The 23,956-nt window shown below is 66.4% G+C and carries 23 protein-coding genes and 1 pseudogene; 13 read left to right on the top strand and 11 right to left on the bottom strand.

The features are described 5' to 3' along the window. Positions 1 to 4 precede the first annotated feature (4 nt). On the top strand, positions 5 to 745 hold the full coding sequence (locus WCZ84_RS08525) for a lysophospholipid acyltransferase family protein (protein ID WP_372685842.1): 741 nt from the start codon (positions 5 to 7) through the stop codon (positions 743 to 745). A gap of 21 nt (positions 746 to 766) precedes the next feature. On the opposite strand, the gene WCZ84_RS08520 is transcribed toward WCZ84_RS08525, so the two are convergent. From WCZ84_RS08520 to mpl, 6 genes are all read right to left on the bottom strand, one after another. Beyond that, the gene (locus WCZ84_RS08520) at positions 767 to 1,585 is read right to left on the bottom strand and encodes a symmetrical bis(5'-nucleosyl)-tetraphosphatase (protein ID WP_372685841.1); all 819 of its coding nucleotides are present in this window, start codon (positions 1,583 to 1,585) and stop codon (positions 767 to 769) included. Further along, the gene (gene lptG / locus WCZ84_RS08515) at positions 1,582 to 2,757 is read right to left on the bottom strand and encodes an LPS export ABC transporter permease LptG (protein WP_372685840.1); all 1,176 of its coding nucleotides are present in this window, start codon (positions 2,755 to 2,757) and stop codon (positions 1,582 to 1,584) included. Before lptG ends, WCZ84_RS08520 begins: the two co-directional genes overlap by 4 nt. Positions 2,758 to 2,818: 61 nt before the next feature. Beyond that, the gene (gene mtgA / locus WCZ84_RS08510; RefSeq protein WP_372685839.1) at positions 2,819 to 3,526 is read right to left on the bottom strand and encodes a monofunctional biosynthetic peptidoglycan transglycosylase; all 708 of its coding nucleotides are present in this window, start codon (positions 3,524 to 3,526) and stop codon (positions 2,819 to 2,821) included. Further along, entirely contained in the window at positions 3,523 to 4,422 is a 900-nt protein-coding gene (locus WCZ84_RS08505) for an energy transducer TonB (RefSeq protein ID WP_372685838.1), read from the bottom strand. Before WCZ84_RS08505 ends, mtgA begins: the two co-directional genes overlap by 4 nt. Positions 4,423 to 4,437: 15 nt before the next feature. Continuing rightward, complete coding sequence (locus tag WCZ84_RS08500; RefSeq protein WP_372685837.1) at positions 4,438 to 6,321, bottom strand: ribonuclease catalytic domain-containing protein; 1,884 nt, start codon at positions 6,319 to 6,321, stop codon at positions 4,438 to 4,440. A gap of 4 nt (positions 6,322 to 6,325) precedes the next feature. Then, entirely contained in the window at positions 6,326 to 7,726 is a 1,401-nt protein-coding gene (gene mpl / locus WCZ84_RS08495; RefSeq protein WP_372685836.1) for a UDP-N-acetylmuramate:L-alanyl-gamma-D-glutamyl-meso-diaminopimelate ligase, read from the bottom strand. Between the two features lie 78 nt (positions 7,727 to 7,804). Here mpl and WCZ84_RS08490 point away from each other — a divergent pair, with 78 nt between their 5' ends. The 7 genes from WCZ84_RS08490 (at position 7,805) to WCZ84_RS08460 (ending at position 13,677) form a co-directional block, all read left to right on the top strand. Then, positions 7,805 to 8,305: a TlpA family protein disulfide reductase gene (locus WCZ84_RS08490; protein WP_372685835.1), complete on the top strand. Its 501-nt coding sequence runs from the start codon at positions 7,805 to 7,807 to the stop codon at positions 8,303 to 8,305. 132 nt (positions 8,306 to 8,437) lie between these two features. Continuing rightward, entirely contained in the window at positions 8,438 to 8,875 is a 438-nt protein-coding gene (gene accB, locus WCZ84_RS08485; RefSeq protein ID WP_372685834.1) for an acetyl-CoA carboxylase biotin carboxyl carrier protein, read from the top strand. Between the two features lie 3 nt (positions 8,876 to 8,878). Further along, on the top strand, positions 8,879 to 10,225 hold the full coding sequence (gene accC, locus WCZ84_RS08480; protein ID WP_372685833.1) for an acetyl-CoA carboxylase biotin carboxylase subunit: 1,347 nt from the start codon (positions 8,879 to 8,881) through the stop codon (positions 10,223 to 10,225). Positions 10,226 to 10,234: 9 nt separating this feature from the next. Further along, a complete protein-coding gene (gene prmA / locus WCZ84_RS08475; RefSeq protein WP_372685832.1) occupies positions 10,235 to 11,158 on the top strand; it encodes a 50S ribosomal protein L11 methyltransferase in 924 nt (307 codons plus the stop codon). Then, a complete protein-coding gene (locus WCZ84_RS08470) occupies positions 11,155 to 12,165 on the top strand; it encodes a zinc-ribbon and DUF3426 domain-containing protein (protein ID WP_372685831.1) in 1,011 nt (336 codons plus the stop codon). Before prmA ends, WCZ84_RS08470 begins: the two co-directional genes overlap by 4 nt. A 23-nt stretch (positions 12,166 to 12,188) precedes the next feature. Then, positions 12,189 to 13,130, top strand: a complete 942-nt coding sequence (locus WCZ84_RS08465) for a carbohydrate kinase family protein (RefSeq protein ID WP_372685852.1) — start codon at positions 12,189 to 12,191, stop codon at positions 13,128 to 13,130. 49 nt (positions 13,131 to 13,179) lie between these two features. Further along, positions 13,180 to 13,677 carry a glycine zipper 2TM domain-containing protein gene (locus tag WCZ84_RS08460; protein ID WP_372685830.1) on the top strand — a complete coding sequence of 166 codons (498 nt, stop codon included), beginning with the start codon at positions 13,180 to 13,182 and terminating at the stop codon, positions 13,675 to 13,677. 24 nt (positions 13,678 to 13,701) lie between these two features. On the opposite strand, the gene WCZ84_RS08455 is transcribed toward WCZ84_RS08460, so the two are convergent. Further along, a complete protein-coding gene (locus WCZ84_RS08455; protein ID WP_372685829.1) occupies positions 13,702 to 14,268 on the bottom strand; it encodes a YggT family protein in 567 nt (188 codons plus the stop codon). Between the two features lie 315 nt (positions 14,269 to 14,583). Then, complete coding sequence (locus tag WCZ84_RS08450; RefSeq protein WP_372685828.1) at positions 14,584 to 15,024, bottom strand: CopD family copper resistance protein; 441 nt, start codon at positions 15,022 to 15,024, stop codon at positions 14,584 to 14,586. Positions 15,025 to 15,158: 134 nt separating this feature from the next. Between WCZ84_RS08450 and WCZ84_RS08445 the strand changes: the two genes are divergently transcribed. Then, the gene (locus tag WCZ84_RS08445; protein WP_372685827.1) at positions 15,159 to 15,656 is read left to right on the top strand and encodes a hypothetical protein; all 498 of its coding nucleotides are present in this window, start codon (positions 15,159 to 15,161) and stop codon (positions 15,654 to 15,656) included. On the opposite strand, the gene gltX is transcribed toward WCZ84_RS08445, so the two are convergent. Continuing rightward, entirely contained in the window at positions 15,638 to 17,068 is a 1,431-nt protein-coding gene (gene gltX / locus WCZ84_RS08440; RefSeq protein WP_372685826.1) for a glutamate--tRNA ligase, read from the bottom strand. The genes WCZ84_RS08445 and gltX overlap by 19 nt on opposite strands. Positions 17,069 to 17,206: 138 nt before the next feature. Here gltX and WCZ84_RS08435 point away from each other — a divergent pair, with 138 nt between their 5' ends. After that, on the top strand, positions 17,207 to 19,666 hold the full coding sequence (locus WCZ84_RS08435) for a GNAT family N-acetyltransferase (RefSeq protein ID WP_372685825.1): 2,460 nt from the start codon (positions 17,207 to 17,209) through the stop codon (positions 19,664 to 19,666). Between the two features lie 26 nt (positions 19,667 to 19,692). On the opposite strand, the gene WCZ84_RS08430 is transcribed toward WCZ84_RS08435, so the two are convergent. Then, entirely contained in the window at positions 19,693 to 20,373 is a 681-nt protein-coding gene (locus tag WCZ84_RS08430; protein ID WP_372685851.1) for an alpha/beta hydrolase, read from the bottom strand. Then, the gene (yjgA, locus tag WCZ84_RS08425) at positions 20,357 to 20,920 is read right to left on the bottom strand and encodes a ribosome biogenesis factor YjgA (RefSeq protein WP_372685824.1); all 564 of its coding nucleotides are present in this window, start codon (positions 20,918 to 20,920) and stop codon (positions 20,357 to 20,359) included. Before yjgA ends, WCZ84_RS08430 begins: the two co-directional genes overlap by 17 nt. 63 nt (positions 20,921 to 20,983) lie before the next feature. Between yjgA and pmbA the strand changes: the two genes are divergently transcribed. The 3 genes and pseudogenes from pmbA to rplM form a co-directional block, all read left to right on the top strand. Continuing rightward, entirely contained in the window at positions 20,984 to 22,351 is a 1,368-nt protein-coding gene (gene pmbA / locus WCZ84_RS08420) for a metalloprotease PmbA (protein WP_372685823.1), read from the top strand. Positions 22,352 to 22,467: 116 nt separating this feature from the next. Then, positions 22,468 to 23,568 carry a TRAP transporter substrate-binding protein gene (locus tag WCZ84_RS08415; RefSeq protein ID WP_372685822.1) on the top strand — a complete coding sequence of 367 codons (1,101 nt, stop codon included), beginning with the start codon at positions 22,468 to 22,470 and terminating at the stop codon, positions 23,566 to 23,568. Between the two features lie 283 nt (positions 23,569 to 23,851). Then, positions 23,852 to 23,956 (top strand): annotated as a pseudogene (gene rplM, locus WCZ84_RS08410) (50S ribosomal protein L13); the annotation flags it as partial.

Raw genomic sequence — 23,956 nt, 5'->3', positions numbered from 1 at the left:
ATCCGTGGCTGTCCTTTTTTTCGCGGTGCGCTCGGTCCTGGTGTCGACCTGGATCGGCCTGGGCCTGCTCACCGAACTGCTGTGCTTTCCCTGGCTGGGGCGCCGCGCGCGGCGCTGGTGCGTGCGTGGCTGGTCGCGGGTGCTGATGGCCCTGTGCGGCGTACGCCTTCGGGTGCTGGGCGCGCCGCAACCCCGGGGTGCGGTGCTGTGGGTATCCAACCACGTCTCGTGGGTGGATGTCTTCGTGTTGAACAGCGTCCGGCCCACCTCGTTCGTCGCCAAGAGCGACATCCGCGGCTGGCCGGTGATCGGCCCGCTGGCGGCCTGGTCGGGCACGCTGTTCATCGACCGCCAGCATCGGCGGGCCGTGCGTGACGCCAGCCGGCAGATGCAGGATTGCTTCGGATACGGCGGCGTGGTGGGGTTGTTCCCCGAGGGAACGAGCACGGATGGCCGCGACGTACTCAATTTTCATACGGGGCTGTTCGATGCCGCGATCCAGGCGGTCGTGCCGGTCCAGCCGGTGGCCCTGCGCTTTTACCGCGCCGGACGGCGCGCGCCCGAGCTGGCGTTCATCGGCGAGCAGACATTGGTGGCCAACCTGTGGGTGCTGCTGGGATCTCGCAAGGTCGAGGTGCATTGCGAGTTCCTGCCGCCGATGTCTGCCGGCCCGGCGCTTAGCCGAAGCGACTTGGCGCGCCGGGCGCGCGAGGCCATTCGCGACAAGGTGGTGGTGCCGCATTGAGCGGCAGTCGACGGCACGCCGTCAGCGGCATTGGGCACAATCCTGCTGGATGATCCGGTGGTCGCGCAGGCGCATCGCCGTCAGTGATCGCCCCCAGACGCAGCCGCTGTCCAGGCAGATGGCATCTGGCCGGATGTGCAGGCCCAGCGCCGACCAGTGGCCGAAAACGACCGGGATGGCCGGGTCGCGCCGCCCGGGCAGCTCGAACCAGGGGCAGAGATCCGGGTCGGTACCGGGGCCGGCCTTGTGATCGAAATTCATGCGGCCGTCGCTGCGGTGGCAGACCCGCATGCGGGTCAGCGCATTGACGATGACGCGCATGCGGGCCGGGCCCTGCAGCGCATCATCCCAGAGCAGCGGCCGCTCGCCGTATAAGTCGTCCATCGCCTCGCGCCATGCCGGGCCCCGCAGGGCCGTTTCGATTTCCCGGGCCAGGCGGGCCGCCTGCTCGAGGGTCCAGGCGGGCAGGATACCGGCGTGGACCATGACGTGGCCGTGTCCGCGGATCAGCAGGGGCTGACGGCGCAGCCAGTCGATCCACTCGGGCGCGTCCGGGGCCTGCAGTACGTCCTGGAAGGTGTCCGAGCGGCTGATCTTGCGGACGCCGGCAGCCACCGCGAGCAGGTGCAGATCGTGGTTGCCCAGGATCGCCCGCGCCCTGCTGCCCAGGCCGCGGATGCACTTCAGCGCGCCCAGCGAGTCGGGCCCGCGGTTGACCAGGTCGCCGGCAAACCAGATGTGCGTGTCGGGGGCCGCCAGCTCGGGGTGCTGCAACAGCTGCTGCAAGGCGCGGCGGCACCCCTGCACGTCGCCGATGACCCAGACATCGGCGGTTTTCATGAAAGGCCTGGCTGCAGCCGCCGGTTGCGCCACCAGAGCGCCAGGGAATGGCGATTCTCCATGGCCAGCAGTACCAGCAGGCCGGCAGACAGCGCAAGAAGATCGGGCACCAGGGCCGTCGCCCACGGCGGCCAGTTGCCCAGCATCCCGGCATTCAGCGCCAATTGATTGATCATGAAAAAGAAGACCCCCAGGATGATGCCCGCAAACACCTTGGGGCCCACGCCGCCCCGGCGCGAGTGGACGAAGGCAATCGGGGCGGCGATGGTAACCATCACCAGGAGGGTGAATGGATAGGCCAGTTTGCGCCATAGGGCGACTTCCTGGCGATCGGACTGCAACTGGTTTTTTTCCAGGTAGCGGATGTAATCGAGCAGGTCGGAGATGGCCATGCGCTCGGGGGTCAGGACCCGGGCGATCAGGCGCTCTGGCGTCAGTGTGGTGCGGATTTCACGTTCGGCCTGCAGGCTGCGGGTCGTGAGGGGCGTGGCTGGGGCTGTCGCGTCGGCCAGCGCACCGGCCGAACGTGGCAGGATCTGCAGGATGTCGAGATCCTGCAGGCGCAGCCTGCCGTCGACGAACTGGCCCTGGCGCGCCCGGATGCGGGCGCGCATGGCGTTGTGGTCGCCGAACTCGTAGAGTTCCACCCCGCTGACCTGGCCGCGCCCTTCGAGGCGGCGGATGTTGATGATGCGCGGATGGCCTTGTTCATCGTTTTCTTTGAACCAGTAGCCGCTGGCCATGCGCCCGCCGTCGGTACGGCCCAGCAGCGCCAGGCGGGATTCGCTGCCCTGCAGCTCGGCGGCGGGCGTAATGTACTCGGACAGGACCAGCGCGCCCAGCATCAACGGCAAGGTGATGAGCCACAAGGCGCCCAGCAGCTTCAGCCCACTTACCCCCGAGGCGCGCAGTATGGTCAGTTCGTTGCGCTGGGCCAGGCCCGCCAGGGCCAGCACGGTGCCGATCAGCAGCCCGATGGGCAGGAGCTCGTACAGGTGATTGGGCAGGTCGAGCAGTTGCAGGTAGAACAGGTTGAGCAGGGTCAGGCGCTTGCCGACCTTGTCGAGCCCCTCGATCAGGGCGAAGAACATGAACAGGCCCACCAGCGCCACCAGCACGACCAGCGTCGAGCGGTAGATTTCGCGGGCGATGTAGCGTCGGGCCGTGCGCATGGTGAAAAATCGCAATAAAACCCAAATGATACCCTGTGCCGTGTGCCGGGCGGCGAAGGTGTCAGGGGATGGCCACCAGGCGCATGCGCGCCCGGATGGTGGCGATGCGCGAGCGCAGCCACGCCGTGACGCCGTGCTGATCGTACCAGGACGGGTTGGGCAGCATCGCGGCCAGCCGGGCCGACTGGTCTACGTTCAGACGTGCGGCGTCGGTGCGAAAATAGTGGCGCGCGGCGGCCTGGGCGCCGAATGTGGTTCGGCCCCACTGCGCCACATTCAGGTAGAGCTCCAGGATGCGCTGCTTGCTCATCACTGTTTCCAGCATATAGGCCAGAATCAATTCCTGAACCTTGCGCAGGTAACTGCGGTCGTTGGACAGAAAAAGATTCTTGGCCAGCTGCTGCGTGATGGTCGAGCCCCCGCGCCGCCGGGCCGTGCCGGCCTCGCTCTGGCGCCGGTTGAACTCCCAGGCCTGGCGGATGGCCGTCCATTCGACCCCGTCGTGCGCCATGAACCCCGTGTCCTCGGAGGCGATCACCGCCCGCTTCAGGTGGGTGCTGATGTGATCCCAATCGGCCCATTGGTATTGCAGCTGCGCCTGGGGGTCATGCCGGCGCTGCTCGGCCACCGCGGCCCGCATGATCGGGGTGACGTCGGGGTTGCGAAAATTGAACCAGACCACCATGCCGAACAGGCCGATCTGGTACAGGAATGCGACCCCCAGAATCAGCATCAGGCCGCCCAGCACCCACGCGCGAATCCGTTTCATGGCGCCCCGCCCGAGCCGGCGGTACCGACGCCGGAGCGGGTGAAATGCCAGGTGCGGGTGATGGCCAGGATGTCGGTATGCGCCGCGAGCTCTGGAGGCAGGGGGTCGAATGGGGCGGCCAGCTCGATGATGCGCCGTGCCGCGCTGTTCAACACCGCCTGGTCCGATGGCCGGTCGAAGCGGATATGATCCAGCTGGCCGTCGCGGCGAATGAAGACCGTGAGCTGCAGATCCCCATAAATACGCCCGCGCGCTTCGGGCGGATAGTGTTCGGTGCCGATGAGCTCGATGCGTTCGCGCCAGGCCTCGACGTAGCGGGCTTCGATCGCCCGCTGGGTGGCCGGCGCCACGAAGCTGCGCCTGGGGCGTGCATTGTATTGCTCGACCTCGGCCTTGAGCGCGGCGATGCGCGCTTGCAGCAGTTCGGCCTCGTGCTCGGATTCGTCATCGCCCGGCTCGGTATGGGGGCCGTCGTCCTGGGTGGAAGGGCTGTCCTGGGCATGGGTCTGGGTCGACTGCAGCAGGGTCAGCAAGCGCGCCTGCTCGCTTTCCAGCCGGGCCTGACGCGCGCGCAGGGCGATCAGCAGCTGGTCTTTGTCTTCGGTGGGTTCGATGCGCGGCAAGGGGGTGGCCGCCAGCGTCCGGCCCTGGTCGCCGCCGCCGTCCAGGTCGTGCTGCGCAAGCGCCTGGGGTGCCGGGGGGGCCTGCGGACTGCGTGTGTTGACCAGCGTGATCTCGAGCGTGGCCGGCGGGGGGGCCGGTGGCTGGCCGGCGGTGGTGTGCCAGGCCAGCAGGATGGCATGCAGGGTCAGGGACACCAGGACAGCCACCGCCATGCGGTTGCGCCCTTCGGGGCGCGATTCGAGCAGCAGCAATGGCAGTGGGGCGCGTTCCATGGCAGGGATGCCGTTTCAGAGAATCTGCCTGAAGCGGCATTCTATGTCGAGTTCGAGTTCATCGTAGCCCAGAATGTCGAGCAATACGTCCTGGCCGCGTTCGAGGGCGGGCAGGCCGCCCACGCGGGTAACCAGCGGCGCGCAGTTCAGGCGCACCAGGTTCTCGCGCAACACGCGGGCCGACACGTCACGCACGTTGTTCTGCTGCAGCCAGCGCAGGCTCCAGTAGCGTTCCAGGGCGGATTGGAAGTCGATCCACTGGGCGTATTGCGCATCGAAACTGCCGATGATCGCATAGAGATCGGCATCGCGTGGTTTGTAGGGCGCGGCCAGGCGGGCGGATACCCCATGCTCGACCGCGGCCAGCAGCTGCCCCTGGTTGACCAGATCCACGTAGCGTCGCAGCGGCGAGGTCGACCAGATGTACTGCGGAACCGCAATGGCTTCGTGCGGCAGCGCCTGGGTGGACATGCGGGTGCGGCCCGCCTGTTGCGAACGGTAGATGCCCGGGACGCCGTGGCGCGCCAGCAGGGCGCCCCATTGCGTATTGGCGAGGATCATGTATTCGGCCACCAGGCGCTCCAGCGGCGCGTTGCGCTGGCGCGGCAGAAGGTGGATGGTGGCATTGGGATCGTCTGGCGAGCCTATCAGCTGGAAAAGGTATTCGACCCGGTCGTTGTTTTCGGGCTTGCCGCGCAGGCGGTCGCGCGCGCCACCCAGGGCCCGGGCCAGCTGCCACAGCGGCCGCAGCCAGTGCCCATGGGGCAGGCTGGCTTGTGGATCCATGAGGGCGCTTTCAGTGGCCAGCGGCTCGAGTTCGTCGATGCGCAGATTGCCGCGTACGCACAGCTGCTCGAGGCGGGATTCGGCCTCGAGCACTTCGCCGCTGTCGGTGCGGGCGGTCACGTAGAGCGATAGCGTGGGCCGCCATTGGCCTGCATCCAGCGAGTAGGCGGACACCAGATCGGGCGGCAGCATGGGGATTTTTTCGCCCGGCATGTAGACAGTCGCCATGCGCTGGCGCGCCAGCGTGTCCAGGGGGCTGCCCCGGCCGGCCGCCAGGGCTGGCACCGCAATGTGGATACCCACGCGCAGGACGTCATCGGCCATGACCTGGATCGAAAGCGCATCGTCGATCTCCGTGGTGCCGGCGTCATCGATCGAGTAGGCCTCGACGTCGGCGCGGGGCAGGTCCGTCCCTTGGGGAAAGTGGGCGTCCAGGTCGGGAAAGCCGGTACCGCTTGGAAAGTGGGTGGCAAAAAAGCGTTCGCGCATCATCGCCAGCGGGTTGGACCAGACCCCCAACGACAGCAGCAGGTGCTCTGGGCGCCGGCCCGATTGCTGCACTGCGGCATCAAACGCTTTCCATTCGAGCAGGTTCTTGTCCGGGCGGTCCAGGAAGGTCGGCGCCACCGCGCGGATCTCGGCGGGCAGTTCGCCCGCCAGCAACGCCTCTGTCCAGGCCTGCTGCTGCTCGGCCCGGCGGCGTTTTTTCTCGATGGCCGCGAGCGCGGCCTGCAGGATGTCGGGTGGCGCCGGGCGAAACTGGCAGCGCCCGCGCCGGTGAAAATACGCGGGTGCGGCGGCCAGGGCCAGAATCAGCGCCGTTTTTTCGGTGGCATTGGGCGGGTGGCCGAAATATTCTTCGGCCAGCTGTGCGACGTCGAATTCTTCTTGGGGGGCGCATTCCCACAGGAACCCGACGTCCAGCGTGTCCGCCAGGGCCTCGGCCGCCGGCAGCAAGGTATCGGGTGCGGGCTGCTCGAAGGTGAACAGGACGTTGTTGCGCTTGACCTTGCTGCGCTTGCCGCCAGCCGACTCGACGTGCAGGGCGCCATCGGTTTCCGACAGGATGGTTTCGGCCTTCAGTTTGCCGGCGTCTTCGTATAGAACATGCATGAAATCAGGCCTGCGAGGGTGCTGTGGCGGGTTGGCCTGCGGCCAGCCGCGCGATCAGCGTGTCGTGGATGCCGCCGAAGCTGCCGTTGCTCATGATCAGCACGTGGTCTCCGGGGCGCGCCTGTTGGACGATGGCGTCGACCAGTGCCTGGAGGTCATCGCCGCACCACAGCCGGTCGGCCAGGGGGGCGAGGACCTGCCGTGGCTCCCAGCCCAGGGCCTGCGGCCCCCGAGCCTGGCCGAAACAATAGACCTGGTCGGCCTGCGCCAGCGCGGCCGGCAACTGCGCGGCCATGGTGCCCAGCTTCATGGTGTTGGAGCGTGGTTCGAACACGGCCAGGATGCGGGCCTGGCGGCCCGTGCGGCGGCGCAAGCCGTCCAGGGTGGTGGCGATGGCGGCGGGGTGGTGGGCGAAATCGTCGTAGACCGCGATACCGTTGACTGTGGCGCGCAGTTCGAGCCGGCGACGCACGCCCTTGAAGGCATTCAGCGCCTGGATGCCCGCCCCGGCGGGGATGCCCGCGTGGTGCGCCGCAGCCAGGGCCGCGAGCGCATTCGACTGGTTGTGCCGGCCGCTCAGGCGCCAGTGCAGCTCGCCCTGACCGATGCCGTGGTGCAGGATCTCGCAGCGCAGGCCCTGCGCGTCGGTTTCGCGCACCTGCCAGTGGCCATCCGCGCCGAATGTGTCGACCGGTGTCCAGCAGCCCTGTGCGAGCACCCGGTCCAGTGCGGCGCACTGGGCGGGCCGGATGATCTGCCCCTGCGACGGAATCGTGCGCACCAGGTGATGAAACTGGGTTTCGATGGCGGCCAGGTCGGGAAAGATGTCGGCGTGGTCGAATTCCAGGTTGTTCAGGATGGCCGTGCGGGGCCGGTAGTGGACGAACTTCGAGCGCTTGTCGAAAAACGCCGTGTCGTATTCATCCGCCTCGATCACGAAGCGCGTGCGCGAAGGCTCGAAGCGGGCCGACGGCCCGAGGTCCGGCGCCACGCCGCCGATCAGGAAATTGGCGGGCTGCCCGGCATGTTCGAATATCCAGGCCAGCAGGGCGCTGGTGGTCGTTTTACCGTGGGTGCCCGCCACGGCCAGCACGTGCTGGCCGGGCAGGATGTGTTCAGCCAGCCATTGCGGCCCCGACACATAGGGCAGGCCCTGGTCGAGAATGGCTTCCATGAGCGGGTTGCCACGCCGGATCACGTTGCCGATCACGTACAGATCGGCGCCCAGCGCGATCTGCTCGGCGGCGTATCCCTCGATCAGGTCGATGCCCTGATCCTGCAGCTGCGTGCTCATGGGCGGGTAGACCCCCGCGTCGCACCCCGTCACCCGATGGCCCGCCGAGCGGGCCAGAAGCGCCAGGCCGCCCATGAACGTACCGCAAATCCCCAGCAAATGTATGTGCATCACTTCCTCCGCCCTGTATTGTAGAGGGCGAATGCTATGATGGCAGGTACCCTAGGCCTCTGGAATCCGTGTTGTTTCATGCACAGACGCATTTTTCTGCAGGGCGCAGCCCTGCTGGCCTGCAGTGCGGTGGCGACCCCAGCCGGGGTCGTGGCGGCGTTGTTGCCGGCCAACCCGGTGTTCGGGCGCAGCTTGCCTGCGCTTCAGGGGGGCGAAACCCCCCTTTCCGGCTGGCTGGGCCAGCCGGTGCTGATGAACTTCTGGGCCAGCTGGTGCGCGCCCTGCGTGCGCGAGCTGCCCTTGCTGCAGTCATTGCACGAACAATATCCCGACCTGGCCGTGCTTGGCCTCGCGGTCGACACGCAGGCCAATGTGCAGCGCTTCATCGAAAAAGTCCCGGTATCGTATCCGTTGCTACTGACGGGCACGCAGGGCGTGGCGCTCATGCGCGAGCTGGGCAACAAGTCTGGCGTCCTGCCGTTCAGCATCCTGTTCGACCGCGACGGGCACGTGGCCGATCGTCTTTTGGGCGAGCTCAAAGAAGACGACATCCAGGTGCGCATCAAACGTATCCTTTAGGTTTCGATCAATTGTTCGTGCAGGCTGTTTTGCTGCCAGTTAATGGACAAACCATTCAAATTGGCGTAAAAAGCGCTGATTTCTATCATCAAGAATGTCTCGTGCTTTTGCCGGGACGCACAGGACACAACCATGGATCTCAGAAAACTGAAAACGCTGATCGATCTGGTGGCTGATTCGGGCATCGCAGAGCTCGAAATCACCGAAGGCGACGGCAAGGTCCGCATCGTGAAGTTTTCGCAGACAGTCGCTGTGGCCGCGCCGGCCCCCGCCCCTGCGCCCGTGCCTGCCGCGCCGGCTGCCGCCGTGGCCGAACCGGCCGCGCCCGAACCCCAGGGCCACGCCGTGAAGGCGCCCATGGTCGGTACGTTCTACAGGGCGCCCAATCCCAATTCGCCGGCCTTCGTCGAAGTGGGTCAGGCGGTCAAAGAGGGCGACCCCCTGTGCATCATCGAGGCCATGAAACTGCTCAACGAGATCGAGGCCGACAAATCCGGTACCGTGCAGCAGATCCTGGTCGAAAACGGCGAGCCGGTGGAATATGGCCAGCCCCTGTTCATCATTGCCTGAGCCATGTTCGACAAAATACTGATCGCCAATCGCGGCGAAATCGCCTTGCGTATCCAGCGGGCGTGTCGGGAGCTGGGTGTGAAAACCGTGGTGGTGCACTCCGAAGCCGACCGTGAAGCCAAGTATGTCCGCCTGGCAGACGAATCCGTCTGCATCGGCCCGGCTGCGCCGCGCGACAGCTACCTGAACATGCCGGCCATCATCTCCGCGGCCGAAGTCACCGACGCCGAGGCCATTCATCCGGGTTATGGCTTTCTTGCCGAAAATGCCGACTTCGCCGAGCGGGTCGAGAAAAGCGGGTTCGTCTTTGTGGGGCCGCGCCCCGAAAGCATTCGCGTCATGGGCGACAAGGTCAGCGCCAAGCAGGCCATGGTCGCTTCCGGGGTGCCGGTGGTGCCGGGGTCGGATGGCGCCTTGCCCGACGACCCGGATGAAATCCGCCGCCTGGCGGCCGAGGTCGGTTATCCCGTCATCATCAAGGCCGCGGGCGGTGGCGGCGGGCGCGGCATGCGCGTGGTCTACACCGAGGCCGCGCTGCCCAATGCGGTCGCCATGACGCGCAGCGAGGCAGCGGCTGCCTTCAACAACCCCGAGGTCTATCTCGAGAAGTTCCTCGAGAACCCGCGGCACATCGAAATCCAGGTGCTGGCCGACGGGGCCGGCAAAGCGGTCTGGCTGGGCGAGCGCGACTGCTCGATGCAGCGGCGGCACCAGAAGATCATCGAAGAAGCGCCCGCACCGGGCATCGACCGGACGCTGGTCGAGCACATCGGCGAACGCTGTGCCGAAGCCTGCCGCCAGATGCGCTACCGGGGGGCGGGCACGTTCGAGTTCCTGTACGAAAACGGCGAGTTCTTCTTCATCGAAATGAACACCCGCATCCAGGTCGAGCACACCGTCACCGAGATGATCACTGGCATCGATCTGGTTCAGCAGCAGCTGCGCATCGCCGCCGGCGAAAAATTCGCCTGGCGCCAGCGCGACATCCAACTGCATGGCCATGCCATCGAATGCCGCATCAATGCCGAAGACCCTTACAAGTTCACGCCCAGCCCAGGCAAGATCACCAATTGGCACGTCCCGGGCGGTCCGGGCATCCGCATGGACTCGCACGTGTTCACCGGTTACGTCGTGCCGCCGTACTATGATTCCATGATCGCCAAGCTGATCGCCTACGGAGACGATCGCCATCACGCCCTGATGCGCATGGACATCGCCCTGTCCGAGATGATCGTCGAAGGGGTGCAGACCAACATCGCGCTGCACCGCGAACTGCTCCAGGATGCCAATTTTCAGCAGGGTGGCACCAGCATCCATTATCTCGAACACAAACTGGCCCAGCGGCCCTGAGGAACCGGCGTGCGCGAGCTGGTACTGTCCTGTACCGAAGATCAGGCCGAAGCCTGGTCCGATGCCTTGCTGGCGGCCGGGGCGCTGTCCGTGGCCATCGAAGATGCCGATGCCCTCACGCCCGAAGAACAAGCCTTGTTCGGCGAGCCAGGCAGCGAGCCCGAAACCCGGGCCTGGCGCCGCAATCGCCTGTGCGTGCTGCTGGCCGACGGGGTCGATGCCGCACAGGCGCTGGCGGCGCTCGAAGGCCTGCCAGGGTGGCACCCGGGCCGCCTGGCCGACGCCCAGCGCGAGGTCCCCGACGCCGACTGGGTGCGCCTGACCCAGGCGCAGTTCGAGCCGATCCTGGTGGCCGAACGGATCTGGATCGTGCCCAGCTGGCATCGGGGCGACGCCCGGCTGCCTCCGGTCGGCTGCCATGCCGACGGGATTCGCATCGAACTCGATCCCGGGCTGGCTTTCGGGACGGGCAGTCATCCCACCACCCGCCTGTGCCTCGAATGGCTGGCCGCGCATTTGCCGCAGGGCGAGACCGTACTGGATTACGGCTGCGGCTCGGGCATTCTGGCCATGGCCGCCGTATTGCTCGGCGCCGGCGCGGTATGGGCCACGGACATCGACATCCAGGCCGTCGAAGCGGCCCGGCACAATGCGCTCAATAATCAGGTCGCGCTGCAGGTGTGCCTGCCCGATGCGCTGCCGGTCGGCACTCATGGCGTGGTGCTTGCCAACATCCTGTCGGGGCCCCTGAAGTTGTTGGCGCCCATGCTGGCTGCGCGTGTACGGCCTGGCGGCCACCTGGTTCTGTCCGGGGTGCTCGAGCGCCAGGTGGCAGAGGTCATCGAGGCCTATGCACCCTGGTTGCCGCTCGCCGTCGCCGGAACGCGGGACGGCTGGGTGTGCCTGGCGGGTCAGCGGGAGGCCGCGTCATGAAGCTGACGACCCGCTGCCCGCGCTGCCAGACGGTGTTTCAGGCGAGCCTGGCCGATCTGCAGCTGCGCAAAGGCTACGTGCGCTGCATCCAGTGCGCGCATATTTTCGATGGCTACGCCGAGGTAACGACCGATGAATCCCCGGGGCCTGTCGCAGGGCCCGCCAAGGTGCCAGCCGCCGAACCGCCGGTGGCCGGGCCGGTGATCCGCGACGAACCCATGTTCGTGGATCACCGCGAACCCTCGCTGTCGATCGAGCCCGATACGGACGTCGACGAGGATGACGTCCCGCATGTCTTTCGCAGTGCCCGGGAACCCTCCATGCCGGCGCGGCCCGAAGCGTTCATCGTGGAAGCGCGCACAGGGCGGGCCGGGCGCGGCGGCACCGCTTCGGCCCTGCTGGCCAGTCATCGCAGGCACGAGGCGGGCGGCAACCCCTGGCGCCTGCTCGGCCATGTCCTGCTGGTCGTCCTGCTGGGGTTGCTGCTGGCGCAGGCTGTCTATGTGTGGCGTGCCCAACTGGCGCAGGCCGCGCCTGTGATCCGCCCGTGGCTTGAGCGCGCCTGCGGGCCCTTGCGCTGCGACGTGCCCTACGCCAGGAACCTGACGCGTGCGGCAATCATGTCGTCCAGCCTGAAAATGATCGAGCGCACGGCGGAATCAAAAGCGGCACCGCAAGGCGAAGCGGCGCCCAGCGGCAGCCAGGCGGCCGGCGCCACGGCCGAGGGCCCGGCGGGCGCCGCGGCGGGCGACAGGCGCGAATACCTGCTGTCCGTGGTTCTGCGCAATGGCACGAATCGGCCACAGTCCTGGCCCATGCTGGTGCTCTCCCTGAACGACAACGCCGGCGCGCTGGTGGTGCGGCGCAACCTGGAGCCCGATGAATATCTCCCCGCCTCATTGCGGCACGCGCCGTTTGCGGCCCACGACGAAGTGCACATCGAGCTGCCGTTGGCACTCGAGAACGTGCAGGCCAATGGTTTTCAGCTGGACCTTTTTTACCCCTGAGGATTTTCATGAGCCAGGATGTATTGAACCAGGATGTACTGATTTGCGGCTCGATTGCCTTTGATACGATCGCCGTGTTTGAAGGCCGTTTTCGCGACCATATTCTGGCTGAAAGCATCAAGTCGCTGAGTGTCTCGTTCTTTGTACCAACGCTGCGCAAGGAATACGGTGGCTGTGCCGGCAACATCGCTTACAACCTGCACCTATTGGGGGGGCGGCCGGTTCCGGTGGGGACGGTGGGCGCAGATGCCGAAGACTACGTGCAACGCATGCGCGATCTTGGCATGGACACGTCGCTGGTGCGGGTGCTGCCCGAGGCCTACACGCCGCAGTGCTACATCACGACAGACCAGGAAAACAATCAGATCGCCTCCTTCCACCCCGGCGCCATGCTGCGCTCGGCCGAGAACGATCTCTCGGGGCACGCCGCGGCGTGGGCGATCGTGGCGCCCGATGCCAAGGATGCCATGTTCGTGCATGCACGCCGTCTGCACCAGGCCGGGATCCCGTTCGTTTTCGATCTCGGGCAGGCCATGCCCCTGTTCGAAGGGCCGGATCTGCAGGACATGCTGGCCATGGCCAGCATCCTGACCGCCAATGACTACGAGGCGAGCGTGATCGAGGATCGCACGGGGCGTACGGTGCAGGATTGGTCCCGCGAACTGCAGGCCGTGGTCGTGACCCACGGTGCGCGGGGCAGCGTGCTATACGTGGGGGGCGAATCCACGGACATCGCCCCCGTACCGGTCAGCCACCCCCTCGATCCGACCGGTTGTGGCGACGCGCATCGGGCCGGTCTGCTTCACGGTCTGGTGCGCGGCTGGACGCTGGCCGAGGCCTGCTGTTTGGCGAACGTCATGGGGAGCCTTAAAATCATGAGCAGGGGGCCCCAGAACCATCAACCCGGGCAAGCCCGGATCGTCGATTGTCTCAATACCCATTATGGTCTGGGCAAATCCCTCTGAGATCATCGACCGACCGACGTGTGTTCGTGTCTTTTGCGGAGTTTCATTCATGGCTGGCATTCCTCAGGTCCCTTCTTCCCGTCGCCTGCGCCAGGCCGCCGCACTGGGCCTTGCGGCGGCGGCCCTGGCGCTCGCGGGCTGCGCCAACCAGTCGGCTTCCAGTTCAGTCTATACCTATGGCCAGGCGCGCCAGGAACAGACCGTGCGCTACGGCACCGTGCAAAGCGTGCGGCCCGTGGTCATCCAATCCGACCGGTCCAGCGGCGTGGGGATGGTGTCGGGCGCGGCGTTGGGCGGTGTCGCGGGCAGCGCCGTGGGGGGCGGCAAGGGCAAGACGCTCACCACCATAGGGGGGGCTTTGCTGGGCGGTCTGGCCGGCAACGTCATCGAAAAGCAGATCGACAAGACCCAGGGGCTGGAAATCACCGTGCTGCTGGATGGCGGCGAGACCCGGGTGGTCGTCCAAGAAGCCGACGTGCCCTTGTCCGTGGGCCAGCGGGTACAGATGATCAGCGGCGCCGGCGGCACGCGCGTGGCCCCCATGTAGCAGGTGTCCCGGCCGCCCGTGCGCTCAGGCGCCCAGGCTGGCGTATGCCAGATGGTTGACCACCATCATGGCCACCTGGGCCAGGATCAGCAGCACCAGGGGCGAGAAATCGAGCCCCCCGGTGCGGGGCAGCCAGCGCCGGATCGGGTTCAGCAAAGGGGCCGTCAAGGTATACAGCACCGGCATGATGGGCGACAGCGGGTTGATCCACGACAACACCGCCTGGATCAGGGTGACCCACACGATCACGTTGAACAGCCACTTGATGCTGGTCAGCAGGCTGGCCAGCAGCATGGGGCCCAGGAGTTCGGTGCCTGGGGTCAGGCCGCCCATGGCGACCAGCCAGCTCAGCCACAGGTACAGCAGGGCGGCAATCCAGCAAGACAGGATGCTGGGCCAGTCGAACCGGCCGCTGACGGGCACGATGCGCCGCAAGGGCACGACCAGCCAGTCGGTCACTTTGAACAAGGCCTGCGACCACGGATTGAAGGGATGCAGGCGAATGGCAAACGTCCAGGCGCGCAGGATGAGTGCGATGCCGAACAGCTGGAAGAGAATGTCCAGCAGGAACCCGAGCACGTCTTGAGCCATGCTGCGCGCCTTACGGCCGCTTGCCGACGGGGAACGGCCAGGAGCCGGCCGGGTTCGGATCCTGACGGGCCATGGGGGCGTCGCCGCCCGTGGCCGCAGCGGCTTTTCGGGCAGGCGCCTTGGCAGGCGCCTTTTTTGCGGCTGCTCGCGGAGCGGCCTTTTTGGGACTGGGGGTCGTGGAAGTGGATTTCTTGGGGGTGGCCATGATGCCGTCTCTTTCACTCTGTGGAAACGTCAGAAGTCTAACGCATGCCAATGCAGCTTGAAAGTGGACGGCGCTGTGCCTGGATACTTACCGCTTCTATTACCGCTTCATTACCACTTCAGAAAGAACATGGCTTTGGCAAGGAAGACGATGAGCACCACGTGGGTGAACACGCTCACGTGGATCCACTTGAAGTGACGCGACTTGAGCCGCCCCGTGCCGCTGAGGGTGATGGCGGTGATGAAGTGCGCCAGCACGCTGAACGCCAGGATGATCTTGATCCACAGCAGGGTGGCGAAGCTGCTTCCCAGCGGGTGCGCCAGCTCTGCCCCGAATTGCCACGCCATGGCCAGGCCGGCCCCGAACAGAATCAGGATGACGAAGGGCATGATGCGGCGTGCGCGCTGCCCGATGGCGAGTTCGACGCTGCGCATGGTGTCGCGGCCCAAGATGGGGCGTATGCCTTCGAGGATGATGACCTCGAAGAAGACGGTGCCCACGAAAAATATCGCTGCATACAAATGCAAAATGACCAGTACGGAATGGCTCATGTCGTTAAAATGGCTGGATTGTCGATGCGCAGGAGGCACACGTACCGATTGTAGGGCGGCCATCCTGCTGCAGCCTGGGCAGCCCTGCTGCGGCAAGGGGCTTGCCGGGCTGGTCTTTCCAGAAGGTTCATGTCATGTCCACTGCTTTGCCTCGTGCCCGTCACCTCGCCGGCCTGGCCGGCCTGCTCGTTTTGTCGGCCTGTTCCACCCTGGGTCCGCAGGTGTCGGGCAATGGCCATCCGCCGGCGGCCGCGGCCTGCGTGCCGGTTGCGGATGGCGATCCCCTGGTGGGCAACTGGCTGTCGGTCTCTGCGCAGGCCGGCGTGGCAGGCGCATTGCGGACCCTCTACACCTTGAACGCGGACGGCAGCATGGCGTACGTAGAGCAGATCAAGCGGCCCCGCCAGCCGTCGCAGGGCCTGTATGAAACCGGCTGTTGGACCTACCAGGGCCAGACCCTGACCCTGCGCACCCAGGAATCCAATGGCCTGCCTGTCAATCTCGATGACCCCATCTACATCAACCGCTTCCGGGTCCTGCGCGTGCAGCCCGATGCCCTGCGGTTGCAGGGGCCCCAGGGGCAGGCCATCCAGGCCAAGCGCATGTCGCCCGGCTATCGGCTGCCGTTCTGATCCTGCAGCGCAGAGAGCCTCTGCAAGACGGTGTCGCGCCCGAGCAGGGCCAGGACGGCCCCGATCGAGGGGGTCTGCTTGCGGCCGGTGACGGCAACCCGCAAGGGGATCGCCAGCTGGGGCATCTTGATGCCCCATTGCTTCAGGCACGCCTTGATCAGCGCGTCCAGCGCCGCCGGGGTCCATTCGGGCAGCCTGGCGGCCTGTTCACGGAACCCATCGAGCCGCTCCAGCGCCTGGGCATCGAGCACTTCGGCCCGCAAGCCGGGATCCGCGGGCGGCTCGGCCTCGCAGAACAGCAGCGCCGCCTGTGCCAGATCTTCCAGGGTGTCGCCCCGCTCGCGCAGCAGGGCCATGATCGCGGGCAGGTCGACCTGCCCGCAGGTGCCGCCCAACCGTTCGATGCGCGGCGCGACTTGCCGGGCGAGATCGTCCGGGCTGAGCTGGCGCAGCGTGTGTGCATTGACCCAGTTCAGTTTCTTGGGGTCCCACTGGGCGGGTGAGCGGCTCAGGTGGCGCGGATCGAACCAGGCCACGAACTGGTCGCGGGTGAACAGCTCGTCGTCGCCGTGGCTCCAGCCCAGGCGCGCCAGGTAGTTGATCATTGCCTCGGGCAGGTAGCCCAGGCGCTCGTATTCCATGACGCTGACCGCGCCATGCCGCTTGGAGAGTTTTTCGCCATCCGGCCCGAGGATCATGGGCACGTGACCATAGCAGGGCGGCTCGGCCCCCAGCGCGCGCAGGATGTTGATTTGGCGCGGCGTGTTGTTGACGTGGTCGTCGCCCCGTATGACGTGGGTGATGTTCATGTCCCAATCATCGACCACCACGCAGAAATTGTAGGTGGGGGTGCCGTCGGGGCGCGCGATGATCAGGTCGTCCAGTTCGGCGTTGTCGAAGCGGATGGGGCCCTTTACCAAATCATCCCAGGCCGTGACGCCTTCGAGCGGGTTGCGGAAACGCACCACCGGCTGCACGCCCGCCGGCACCGGTGGCAAGGTTTTGCCCGGCTCTGGCCGCCAGGTCCCGTCGTAGCGCGGCTTGGCCCCGCGCGCCCGCGCCCGGGCGCGCATGGCCTCGATTTCTTCGGGGGTGCTCCAGCAATGGTACGCGGTGCCCTGGGCCAGCATGTGGGCGATGACCTCGCGGTAGCGGTCCATGCGTTGCATCTGGTAGAACGGCCCTTCGTCTGGCTGCAGGTCCAGCCACTGCATGGCATCGAGAATGGCCTGCACGGCTTCGGGGGTGGAGCGCTCGAGATCGGTGTCTTCGATGCGCAGCACGAAGCGGCCGCCAAAGTGGCGGGCATAGGCCCAGGAAAACAGGGCGGTGCGGGCGCCACCGAGGTGCAGGAAGCCGGTAGGCGAAGGGGCGAAACGCGTGCGCACGGGGCGCGTCTGGGTTGCAGTCATGGCAGGATCGTGGGTGATGCATCGGGCGGGATCCAGGGGGTGCCGCAGGCCGGCACACCGAAGAACCCCTGTAGAATGGTTCGTTCAGTCCGTCATTTTAAATGAGGTCCTGTTTCAGGTCGCCCCGGGGTATTGTTCATGATGCGTCATCGTCTTTCGGCGCTGTTCGAGCCGCGTTCTCTGCTCGTCGTCAGTTCGCGCCCCCTGCCTGCCCTGAAAAACCCGCCGGCGCTGCTGCGTGGCCGGATCGCGGAAGTCACCGTCGACGAACACGGCCACCTCCATATGCCCGAGCGGCTCGATTTCCTGCTGGCTGGGCAACGCCTGGACATGGCGGTGCTGTGGGTCGATCCGGTGCGGCTCATGTCGGTCCTGGGCGCGTTGCGCACACACCGGCCCCGGGTGGTCATTCTGCTGCCGCATCCGCAGGCGGCGCATGATCCCAAAGAAACGCGCAGCTATTGCCAAACGTGGGGGCGGCTCAATGATTGTCTGGTGCTGGGCCCGGGCGCGCTGGGCGTGCAGCGCCCGCACCTGGGCCTGAATCTGGGGCTCGAGGCCCAGGCGGCTCCGGCCGGGCAGGTGGCCCTGGTGGCCCAGTCGCGCATGGTGGCTGCCGCCGTCATGGATTGGGCCGGGGACATCGGCCTGGGGTTTTCGGCCGTGGTCACGGTGGGCGATGCCGACGGGGTGACGGCGGCCGAGATCCTCGAATACCTGGCCATGGACAGCCGCACCGAGAGCATCGTTCTGTATCTCGAGCAGGTGGATTCCTCCCGGCGCTTCACCAGCGCCCTCATGGCGGCGGCCAGCGTCAAGCCGGTGATCGTGCTCAAGGTGGGCCGCCAGGGGCCGGTTGCGGACCCGGCGGCCGATGCCGTCTTCGATGCCTTGCTGCGGCGTACGGGGGCGGTGCGCATCCACGTGTACGTCCAGCTGTTCTCGGCGCTCAAGGTGCTGGTGCATGCGCGCCGCCAGCGCGGGCGCTACATCGCGGTATTTTCCAACGGCCATGGGGCCGCCCACTTGGCCCTGGATGCCATCGGGACGCGCGGGCCCGTGGCCCGGGCCGAGCTCGCCACCCAGACCCGCCACGCCCTGGCCGGGCTGCTCGAGCCTGGCGCCAGCGTGCACAATCCGGTGATCAGCCACGCACCGCTGGACCCCGACCGCCTCGAGCGCACGCTGGCCCTGCTGGCCGCCGATACCAATGTGGACGGCGTGCTGGTGCTGATTGCGCCCGATGCCCTGTCCGACATGGAGGGCGCCGTCGAATCCCTGGCCCGCTTCTCGCAGGACGCCCACAAACCCATCATCAGCTGCCTGATGGGGGATGCCTCGATGCGGCCGCTGCGCCAGCGCCTCGACGCCGTCGGGCTGCCGGCTTTTCGCACGCCTGAGGCGGCGGCACACGCGTATGGCATCCTGGCCACCTATCATTACAACCAGGCCCTGGCGCAGCAGGTCCTGCCCCCCGAGAAACTCAGCCAGGCGCCGCGCCTGGACGAGGCGCGTCTGTTGCTCAATGATGCCATCATGTCGGGGCGCACCGAGCTCTCGCAAGAAAATGTGCGCTGGCTGCTCGACTGCTTCCACGTGCCCGTCCAGCTGGCCGAGCCGCAGCATGCGGGTGGATACGGCCCGCAGGCCGCGATCCCCATGGCCATCCACGTGCGGCGCGATGCCTGTTTTGGCCCCTACCTGCAATTTGGCCCGGGGGGCGCTCATGCCCGGCTCACGTCCTCGTACCTGGAAATCGAGCTGCCCCCGCTCAACAATTACCTGGCCCGGCAACTGATCCAGCGCGGCAAGTTCTGGTCGCGCGTGCTCGAGCGCGACCTGAGCGCAGCCGCGTTCGAACAGCTGCGCGAGACGCTCGAGCGGCTGTCGGACATGATCTGCGAGCTGCCCGGCATCCAGGGCCTTTCGATCGACCCACTGTGGTCGGACGACACGGTGCTGCATGCCGGTGCCATACGCATCGCACTCGATCCGGACCACGACGGCGAACGGCCCGAAAACCATGCCTATCGGCACATGGCCATCCATCCGTATCCGCGGCGCCTGGTGCGCCCCCTCGTGACGCCGCAGGGCAACGAGTGGCTGCTGCGGCCCATCCGCCCCGAAGACGCTGCCCTGCTGCAGGAATTCGTCCGCACCCTGTCCGACGAGACACGCTACATGCGCTTCGTGTCCATGTTGCGCGAGCTCACCCCGCGCATGCTGGCGCGCTATACGCGCATCGATTATGACCGCGAGGTCGCGCTGGTGGCGGTGGTGCAGGTCCCCAATCCGGACAACCGCGGGCTGCTGCGCGAGCGCATCGTGGGCTTTGCCCACTATCTGCGCAATCCCGATGGCCGGGGGGCCGAATACGCCCTGGTGATCGCCGATGCCTGGCAGCGTCGGGGTTTGGGCGCCGAACTCATGCGCAGCCTGATCGGCCTGGCGCGTCAACAGGGCCTGGACTACATCGAAGGCCTGGTGCTGGCGACCAACCGGCCCATGCTGGGCCTGATGACGTTTCTGGGCCTGCGCAACGATCCCGACCCGGACGATGCCGCCATGCGCAGGCTGTGGATGCGGCTGGGCGCCTGAGCCCGGGCCGGCCCGGGCCGGGGTTTTCAGGGGGCCAGCACGCGCAGCAGAAAGGCCTGGATGTCGACCAGCTCTTGCGGATGCAGGCCGTGTGGCATGGGGTACGTATGCCATTCGATGGGCTGGCCCAGGTCGGACAGCAGATGATGGCTGGTTTCGGCGTAGGCGAGGGCGACCACCGGATCATGCAGCCCGTGGGCCATGAATACCGGGGTTTCGGCATTGGCCGGATGGCGTTCGGCGGCCGTGGTGTTGCGCAGGGGCAGGTACCCTGACAAGCCGATCAGGCCGGCCAGGCGGTCTTCGAAACGCAGCCCCGTGTACAGCGCCAGGGCGCAGCCTTGCGAAAAGCCGGCCAGCACGATGCGCTCGGGCGGGATGCCGCGTTCGCCCTCGCGGGCGATCAGCCCGCCGATGGCCTGGCGCGCCGCCTTGATGCCATCGACGTCTTCGCGCATGTCGCGTGCCAGGCCGTAGAGGTCGTACCAGGCGCGCATGGGCATGCCGCCATTCAGGGTGACGGGCCGTATCGGCGCATGCGGAAAGACGAAGCGCAAAGGGGGCAGGCCCGGGTGGGCCAGCTCTGGGACCACGGGTTCGAAGTCGTGGCCGTCGGCGCCCAGACCGTGCAGCCAGATGATGGCATGGGTGGGGTTTTCGCCCGTGGTGTGCTCTATGGTTTCGAGTGAATCAGACATGGTTGGGATCATCCTGCAAATCCAGGGTTTTCAGTTGCTGGAACAAGGCCCGGTAGTGCTTGCGGGCGGGTTCCTGGCCCGCGGGCCGTTGTGCGTTGTCGCGCGCTTCCTGGCGCGCGGCGCGGATCCGGGTGCGCAAGGCCTGGACGTCCAGGCCCGGGTATCGACCCAGCAGGGTGGTGAGAGCGTCATCGTGCTCGAGCAGCTCGTCGCGCAGGGTCTCGAGCCGATGCAGGGCCAGGGTCTGCCGGTCGGCCCCCTGGCGCCACAGGGCGAGCTGCGTGCGCAGCGCTTCGGCATCGGCCTTGCGCATCAGTTTGCCCACGTAATGCACCTGGCGCCGCAGGCCTTCACGGCTGTGGATGCGTTGCGCCAGGTCGATGGCGTCGCGCAGGCGATCACCCAGGGGCAGTTCGTCCAGGCGGCTGGCCGGCAGTGCAATCAGCTCGCGGCCCAGGTCGAGCAGCGCGTGCATATCGCGCTTGACCTGCGATTTGCTGGGTGGTTGCGTCGCTGGATCGAGGTCGGCATCGGGGGGATACGGCAGCTCGGGCATGCAGACGTCATAAAATGGTGATGAATCGACTATCATAACCGTCCCGTCCCGGGCAGATCACGCATGCAAGAAACCGACCCCGATTTTCTCGATATTCCGGCCCAGCAAGCGCGCTTTCGCGAACTGGTCACAGACGCCCTGCAGCGGGCCCGCCAGGCGGGCGCCAGCGATGCCGCGGCCGAGATCTCCGAAAGCCGCGGCCTGTCGGTCGGCGTGCGTCAGGGGGCGCTCGAAACCATCGAGCAAAGCCGCGACCGCGCCTTGTCACTGACCGTATTCCAAGGGCAGCGGCGCGGCTCGGCCAGTACGTCGGACTTCTCGTCCGCGGCCTTGCAGCGCACGGTCGAGGCCGCGCTGCACATTGCCCGCCACACGGCCGAGGACGCCGCCGCCGGCCTGCCAGACGAAGACACCCTGGCGCGCCACTACCCCGAACTCGAGCTGCATCATCCGTGGGCGATCGATCCCCGGGCGGCGGCGCGCCTGGCCATGCGCGCCGAACGCGCCGCGCTGGCCGTGAGCCCGGACATCCGCAACACCGAAGGGGCGGCGGTCGACACCCAGGAAGGCCATTTCGTACTGGGCAACACCCGGGGGTTTCTGGGGGGGTATCCGTACTCGCGCCATAGCATCTCGGTGTCGCCGATCGCCGGCGAGGGCGACGGCATGCAGCGCGACTACTGGTACAGTACGGCGCGCGATCCGGCCGCGCTGGCGGCCCCGGGCCAGATCGGGCGCTATGCGGCCGAACGCACGCTGGCGCGCCTGGGCGCCGTTCCCATCAAGACGGGGCAGTATCCCGTGCTGTTCGAGGCGCCCCTTGCCGTGGGCCTGCTGGGGGCCCTGGTCCAGGCCGCCAGTGGCGGCGCACTGTATCGCAAGGCCAGCTTCCTGCTCGATGCCCTGGGGCAGCCGGTCCTGGCCGGGCACCTGGATGTGGTCGAAAACCCATACATCCCCTGTGCGCTGGGCAGCAGCCCGTTCGATGCCGAAGGGGTGCGCACGCAGGCGCGCCAGGTGGTCGAGGCCGGCGTGCTCAACGGGTATTTCCTGTCCACGTATACGGCGCGCAAGCTGGGCTTGCCGTGCACCGGCAATGCCGGGGGCTCGCACAACCTGGTCCTGCGCTCCCGCCAGACGCGTGCCAGCGATGATTTCCAGGCCATGCTGCGTGCCCTGGACACCGGCCTGCTGGTGACCGAACTCATCGGCCAAGGGGTCAACTACGTCACGGGCGACTATTCGCGCGGGGCGTTCGGCTATTGGGTGCAGGGCGGCGTCATCCGCCATCCCGTGCAGGAAATCACCATTGCCGGCAATCTGGCCGACATGTTCAGGAACATCGTGGCCGTTGGCGCCGATGTCCACCGGCGCGGTGCCAAGGCCAGCGGTTCGGTACTGATCGACCACATGGCGGTGGCCGGTTTGTAGCGGCCGGCCGGGCCCGGCCCACCCATACCCTGCAGGACTGGGCGTACGGTATCGAGCAGTGTAATATCTGCAGGGTTGCACAGCATAATTCACATAAAACAACGGAGATCCACATCATGCAGCGTCGCGCGTTCCTCAAAAAGGCCGGCTTAGGTGCCGTCGCAGGGACTGCCGCCGTGGCGGCACCCGCCATCGCCCAGTCCAATCCATCCATCAACTGGAAATTCACGTCCACCTACAATACCGCCACGCCAGCCCTGTTTTCCACGGCCCAGCTGTTTTGCGATATGGTCAAGGACGTTACAGACGGCCAGTTCAACATCCGCCTGTACCCGGCGGGCGAGCTGGTGCCCGGCTTCGGGGTCATGGATGCCGTGGGCAATCGCACGGTCGAGTGCGGCCAGACCGCCTCGTATTATTACTATGGCAAGAATCCGTCCTTCTGCTTTGATACCGCCGTGCCCTGGGGGCTCACCGTACGGCAAATGAACGCCTGGTTCCGCGAAGGCAATGGTCTGAGCCTCATGCGCGAACTCTTCGCGCCCCTGGGCATCATCAACTTTCCCTTTGGCAATACCGGGGCGCAAATGGGCGGCTGGTATCGCAAAGAAATCAATTCGGTCGAAGACCTCAAGGGCCTGACCATGCGTACGGCCGGGTTTGCCGGCGAAGTCATGTCCCGGCTGGGGGTCATTCCGCAGCAGCTGGCCACGGGCGACATCTATCCCGCCCTCGAAAAAGGGGCACTCGATGCCGTCGAATTCGTCGGTCCGGTCGACGACGAAAAGCTGGGCTTCAACAAAGTCGCCAAGTATTACTACTATCCTGGCTGGTGGGAAGGCGCCGCCCAGGTCTCGCTATACGTCAACGACCAGGCGTTCGCCGAACTGCCCAAGGCCTACCAGTCGGCAATCGAGGTCTGTTCGCGCGCGGCCTCCAACCACCTGGTCGAATACTACGACAACTACAACCCCGAGGCCCTGCGCCGCCTCATCGCCGGGGGCGCCGTGCTCAAGAGCTTCCCCAGGGCGGTGCTCGATGCCTGCTACGAAGCCTCGAACGCGGTCTATAAAGAATTCTGCGACAACGACGCGGGCTTCAAGAAAATCTACGACGACTACATGGGGTATCGCGACAATCTGGTGCCCTGGTTCCGCGTAGGCGAAGGCGTGTTCGAAAACTATCTGGGCGCGGTGCTGGCCAAGCAGAACAGGTAGCCGGAACAGGCCGGGCCCCGGTGCGCCGGGGCGGGTGCCTGCTGTGCGCATGGGCTTTGCCACCCAGGCCCCATGCTTTGATTTCATCCGCCCAATCAGGTATGATGGGCGGATTTTCTTTTAATGCCTACCCGGTACGGGCAGGGGGTGCGTCATGGGCCCCATCACAATGTCTTGGCCAGGCGGGGCAGGTTTCCAGAAGGGTGCTGTACAGAAGCAGCTTGCGCACGGTTCTGGGGGCCTCAAGAAAATTTCATCTCATATCTCATTCAGGAACACCATCATGAAGACCTTTGTGGCCAAGCCGCATGAAGTCCGGCGTGACTGGTTTGTGATCGATGCCCGGGGCAAGGTCCTGGGCCGTGTGGCCAGCGAAGTCGCACGCCGC

Origin of the sequence: Castellaniella sp., assembly GCF_041675725.1 — a bacterium.
Classification (GTDB): Bacteria; Pseudomonadota; Gammaproteobacteria; order Burkholderiales; family Burkholderiaceae_B; genus Castellaniella.
This window is presented reverse-complemented; position numbering and strand designations above follow the sequence as displayed.

Coding starts and splice junctions, on each gene's coding strand:
- WCZ84_RS08520 (WP_372685841.1), bottom strand. CDS start 1,585: ATGAAAACCGCCGATGTCTGGGTCATCGGCGACGTGCAGGGGTGCCGC.
- lptG (WP_372685840.1), bottom strand. CDS start 2,757: ATGCGCACGGCCCGACGCTACATCGCCCGCGAAATCTACCGCTCGACG.
- mtgA (WP_372685839.1), bottom strand. CDS start 3,526: ATGAAACGGATTCGCGCGTGGGTGCTGGGCGGCCTGATGCTGATTCTG.
- WCZ84_RS08505 (WP_372685838.1), bottom strand. CDS start 4,422: ATGGAACGCGCCCCACTGCCATTGCTGCTGCTCGAATCGCGCCCCGAA.
- WCZ84_RS08500 (WP_372685837.1), bottom strand. CDS start 6,321: ATGCATGTTCTATACGAAGACGCCGGCAAACTGAAGGCCGAAACCATC.
- mpl (WP_372685836.1), bottom strand. CDS start 7,726: ATGCACATACATTTGCTGGGGATTTGCGGTACGTTCATGGGCGGCCTG.
- WCZ84_RS08490 (WP_372685835.1), top strand. CDS start 7,805: ATGCACAGACGCATTTTTCTGCAGGGCGCAGCCCTGCTGGCCTGCAGT.
- accB (WP_372685834.1), top strand. CDS start 8,438: ATGGATCTCAGAAAACTGAAAACGCTGATCGATCTGGTGGCTGATTCG.
- accC (WP_372685833.1), top strand. CDS start 8,879: ATGTTCGACAAAATACTGATCGCCAATCGCGGCGAAATCGCCTTGCGT.
- WCZ84_RS08470 (WP_372685831.1), top strand. CDS start 11,155: ATGAAGCTGACGACCCGCTGCCCGCGCTGCCAGACGGTGTTTCAGGCG.
- WCZ84_RS08460 (WP_372685830.1), top strand. CDS start 13,180: ATGGCTGGCATTCCTCAGGTCCCTTCTTCCCGTCGCCTGCGCCAGGCC.
- WCZ84_RS08455 (WP_372685829.1), bottom strand. CDS start 14,268: ATGGCTCAAGACGTGCTCGGGTTCCTGCTGGACATTCTCTTCCAGCTG.
- WCZ84_RS08450 (WP_372685828.1), bottom strand. CDS start 15,024: ATGAGCCATTCCGTACTGGTCATTTTGCATTTGTATGCAGCGATATTT.
- WCZ84_RS08445 (WP_372685827.1), top strand. CDS start 15,159: ATGTCCACTGCTTTGCCTCGTGCCCGTCACCTCGCCGGCCTGGCCGGC.
- gltX (WP_372685826.1), bottom strand. CDS start 17,068: ATGACTGCAACCCAGACGCGCCCCGTGCGCACGCGTTTCGCCCCTTCG.
- WCZ84_RS08435 (WP_372685825.1), top strand. CDS start 17,207: ATGATGCGTCATCGTCTTTCGGCGCTGTTCGAGCCGCGTTCTCTGCTC.
- yjgA (WP_372685824.1), bottom strand. CDS start 20,920: ATGCCCGAGCTGCCGTATCCCCCCGATGCCGACCTCGATCCAGCGACG.
- pmbA (WP_372685823.1), top strand. CDS start 20,984: ATGCAAGAAACCGACCCCGATTTTCTCGATATTCCGGCCCAGCAAGCG.
- WCZ84_RS08415 (WP_372685822.1), top strand. CDS start 22,468: ATGCAGCGTCGCGCGTTCCTCAAAAAGGCCGGCTTAGGTGCCGTCGCA.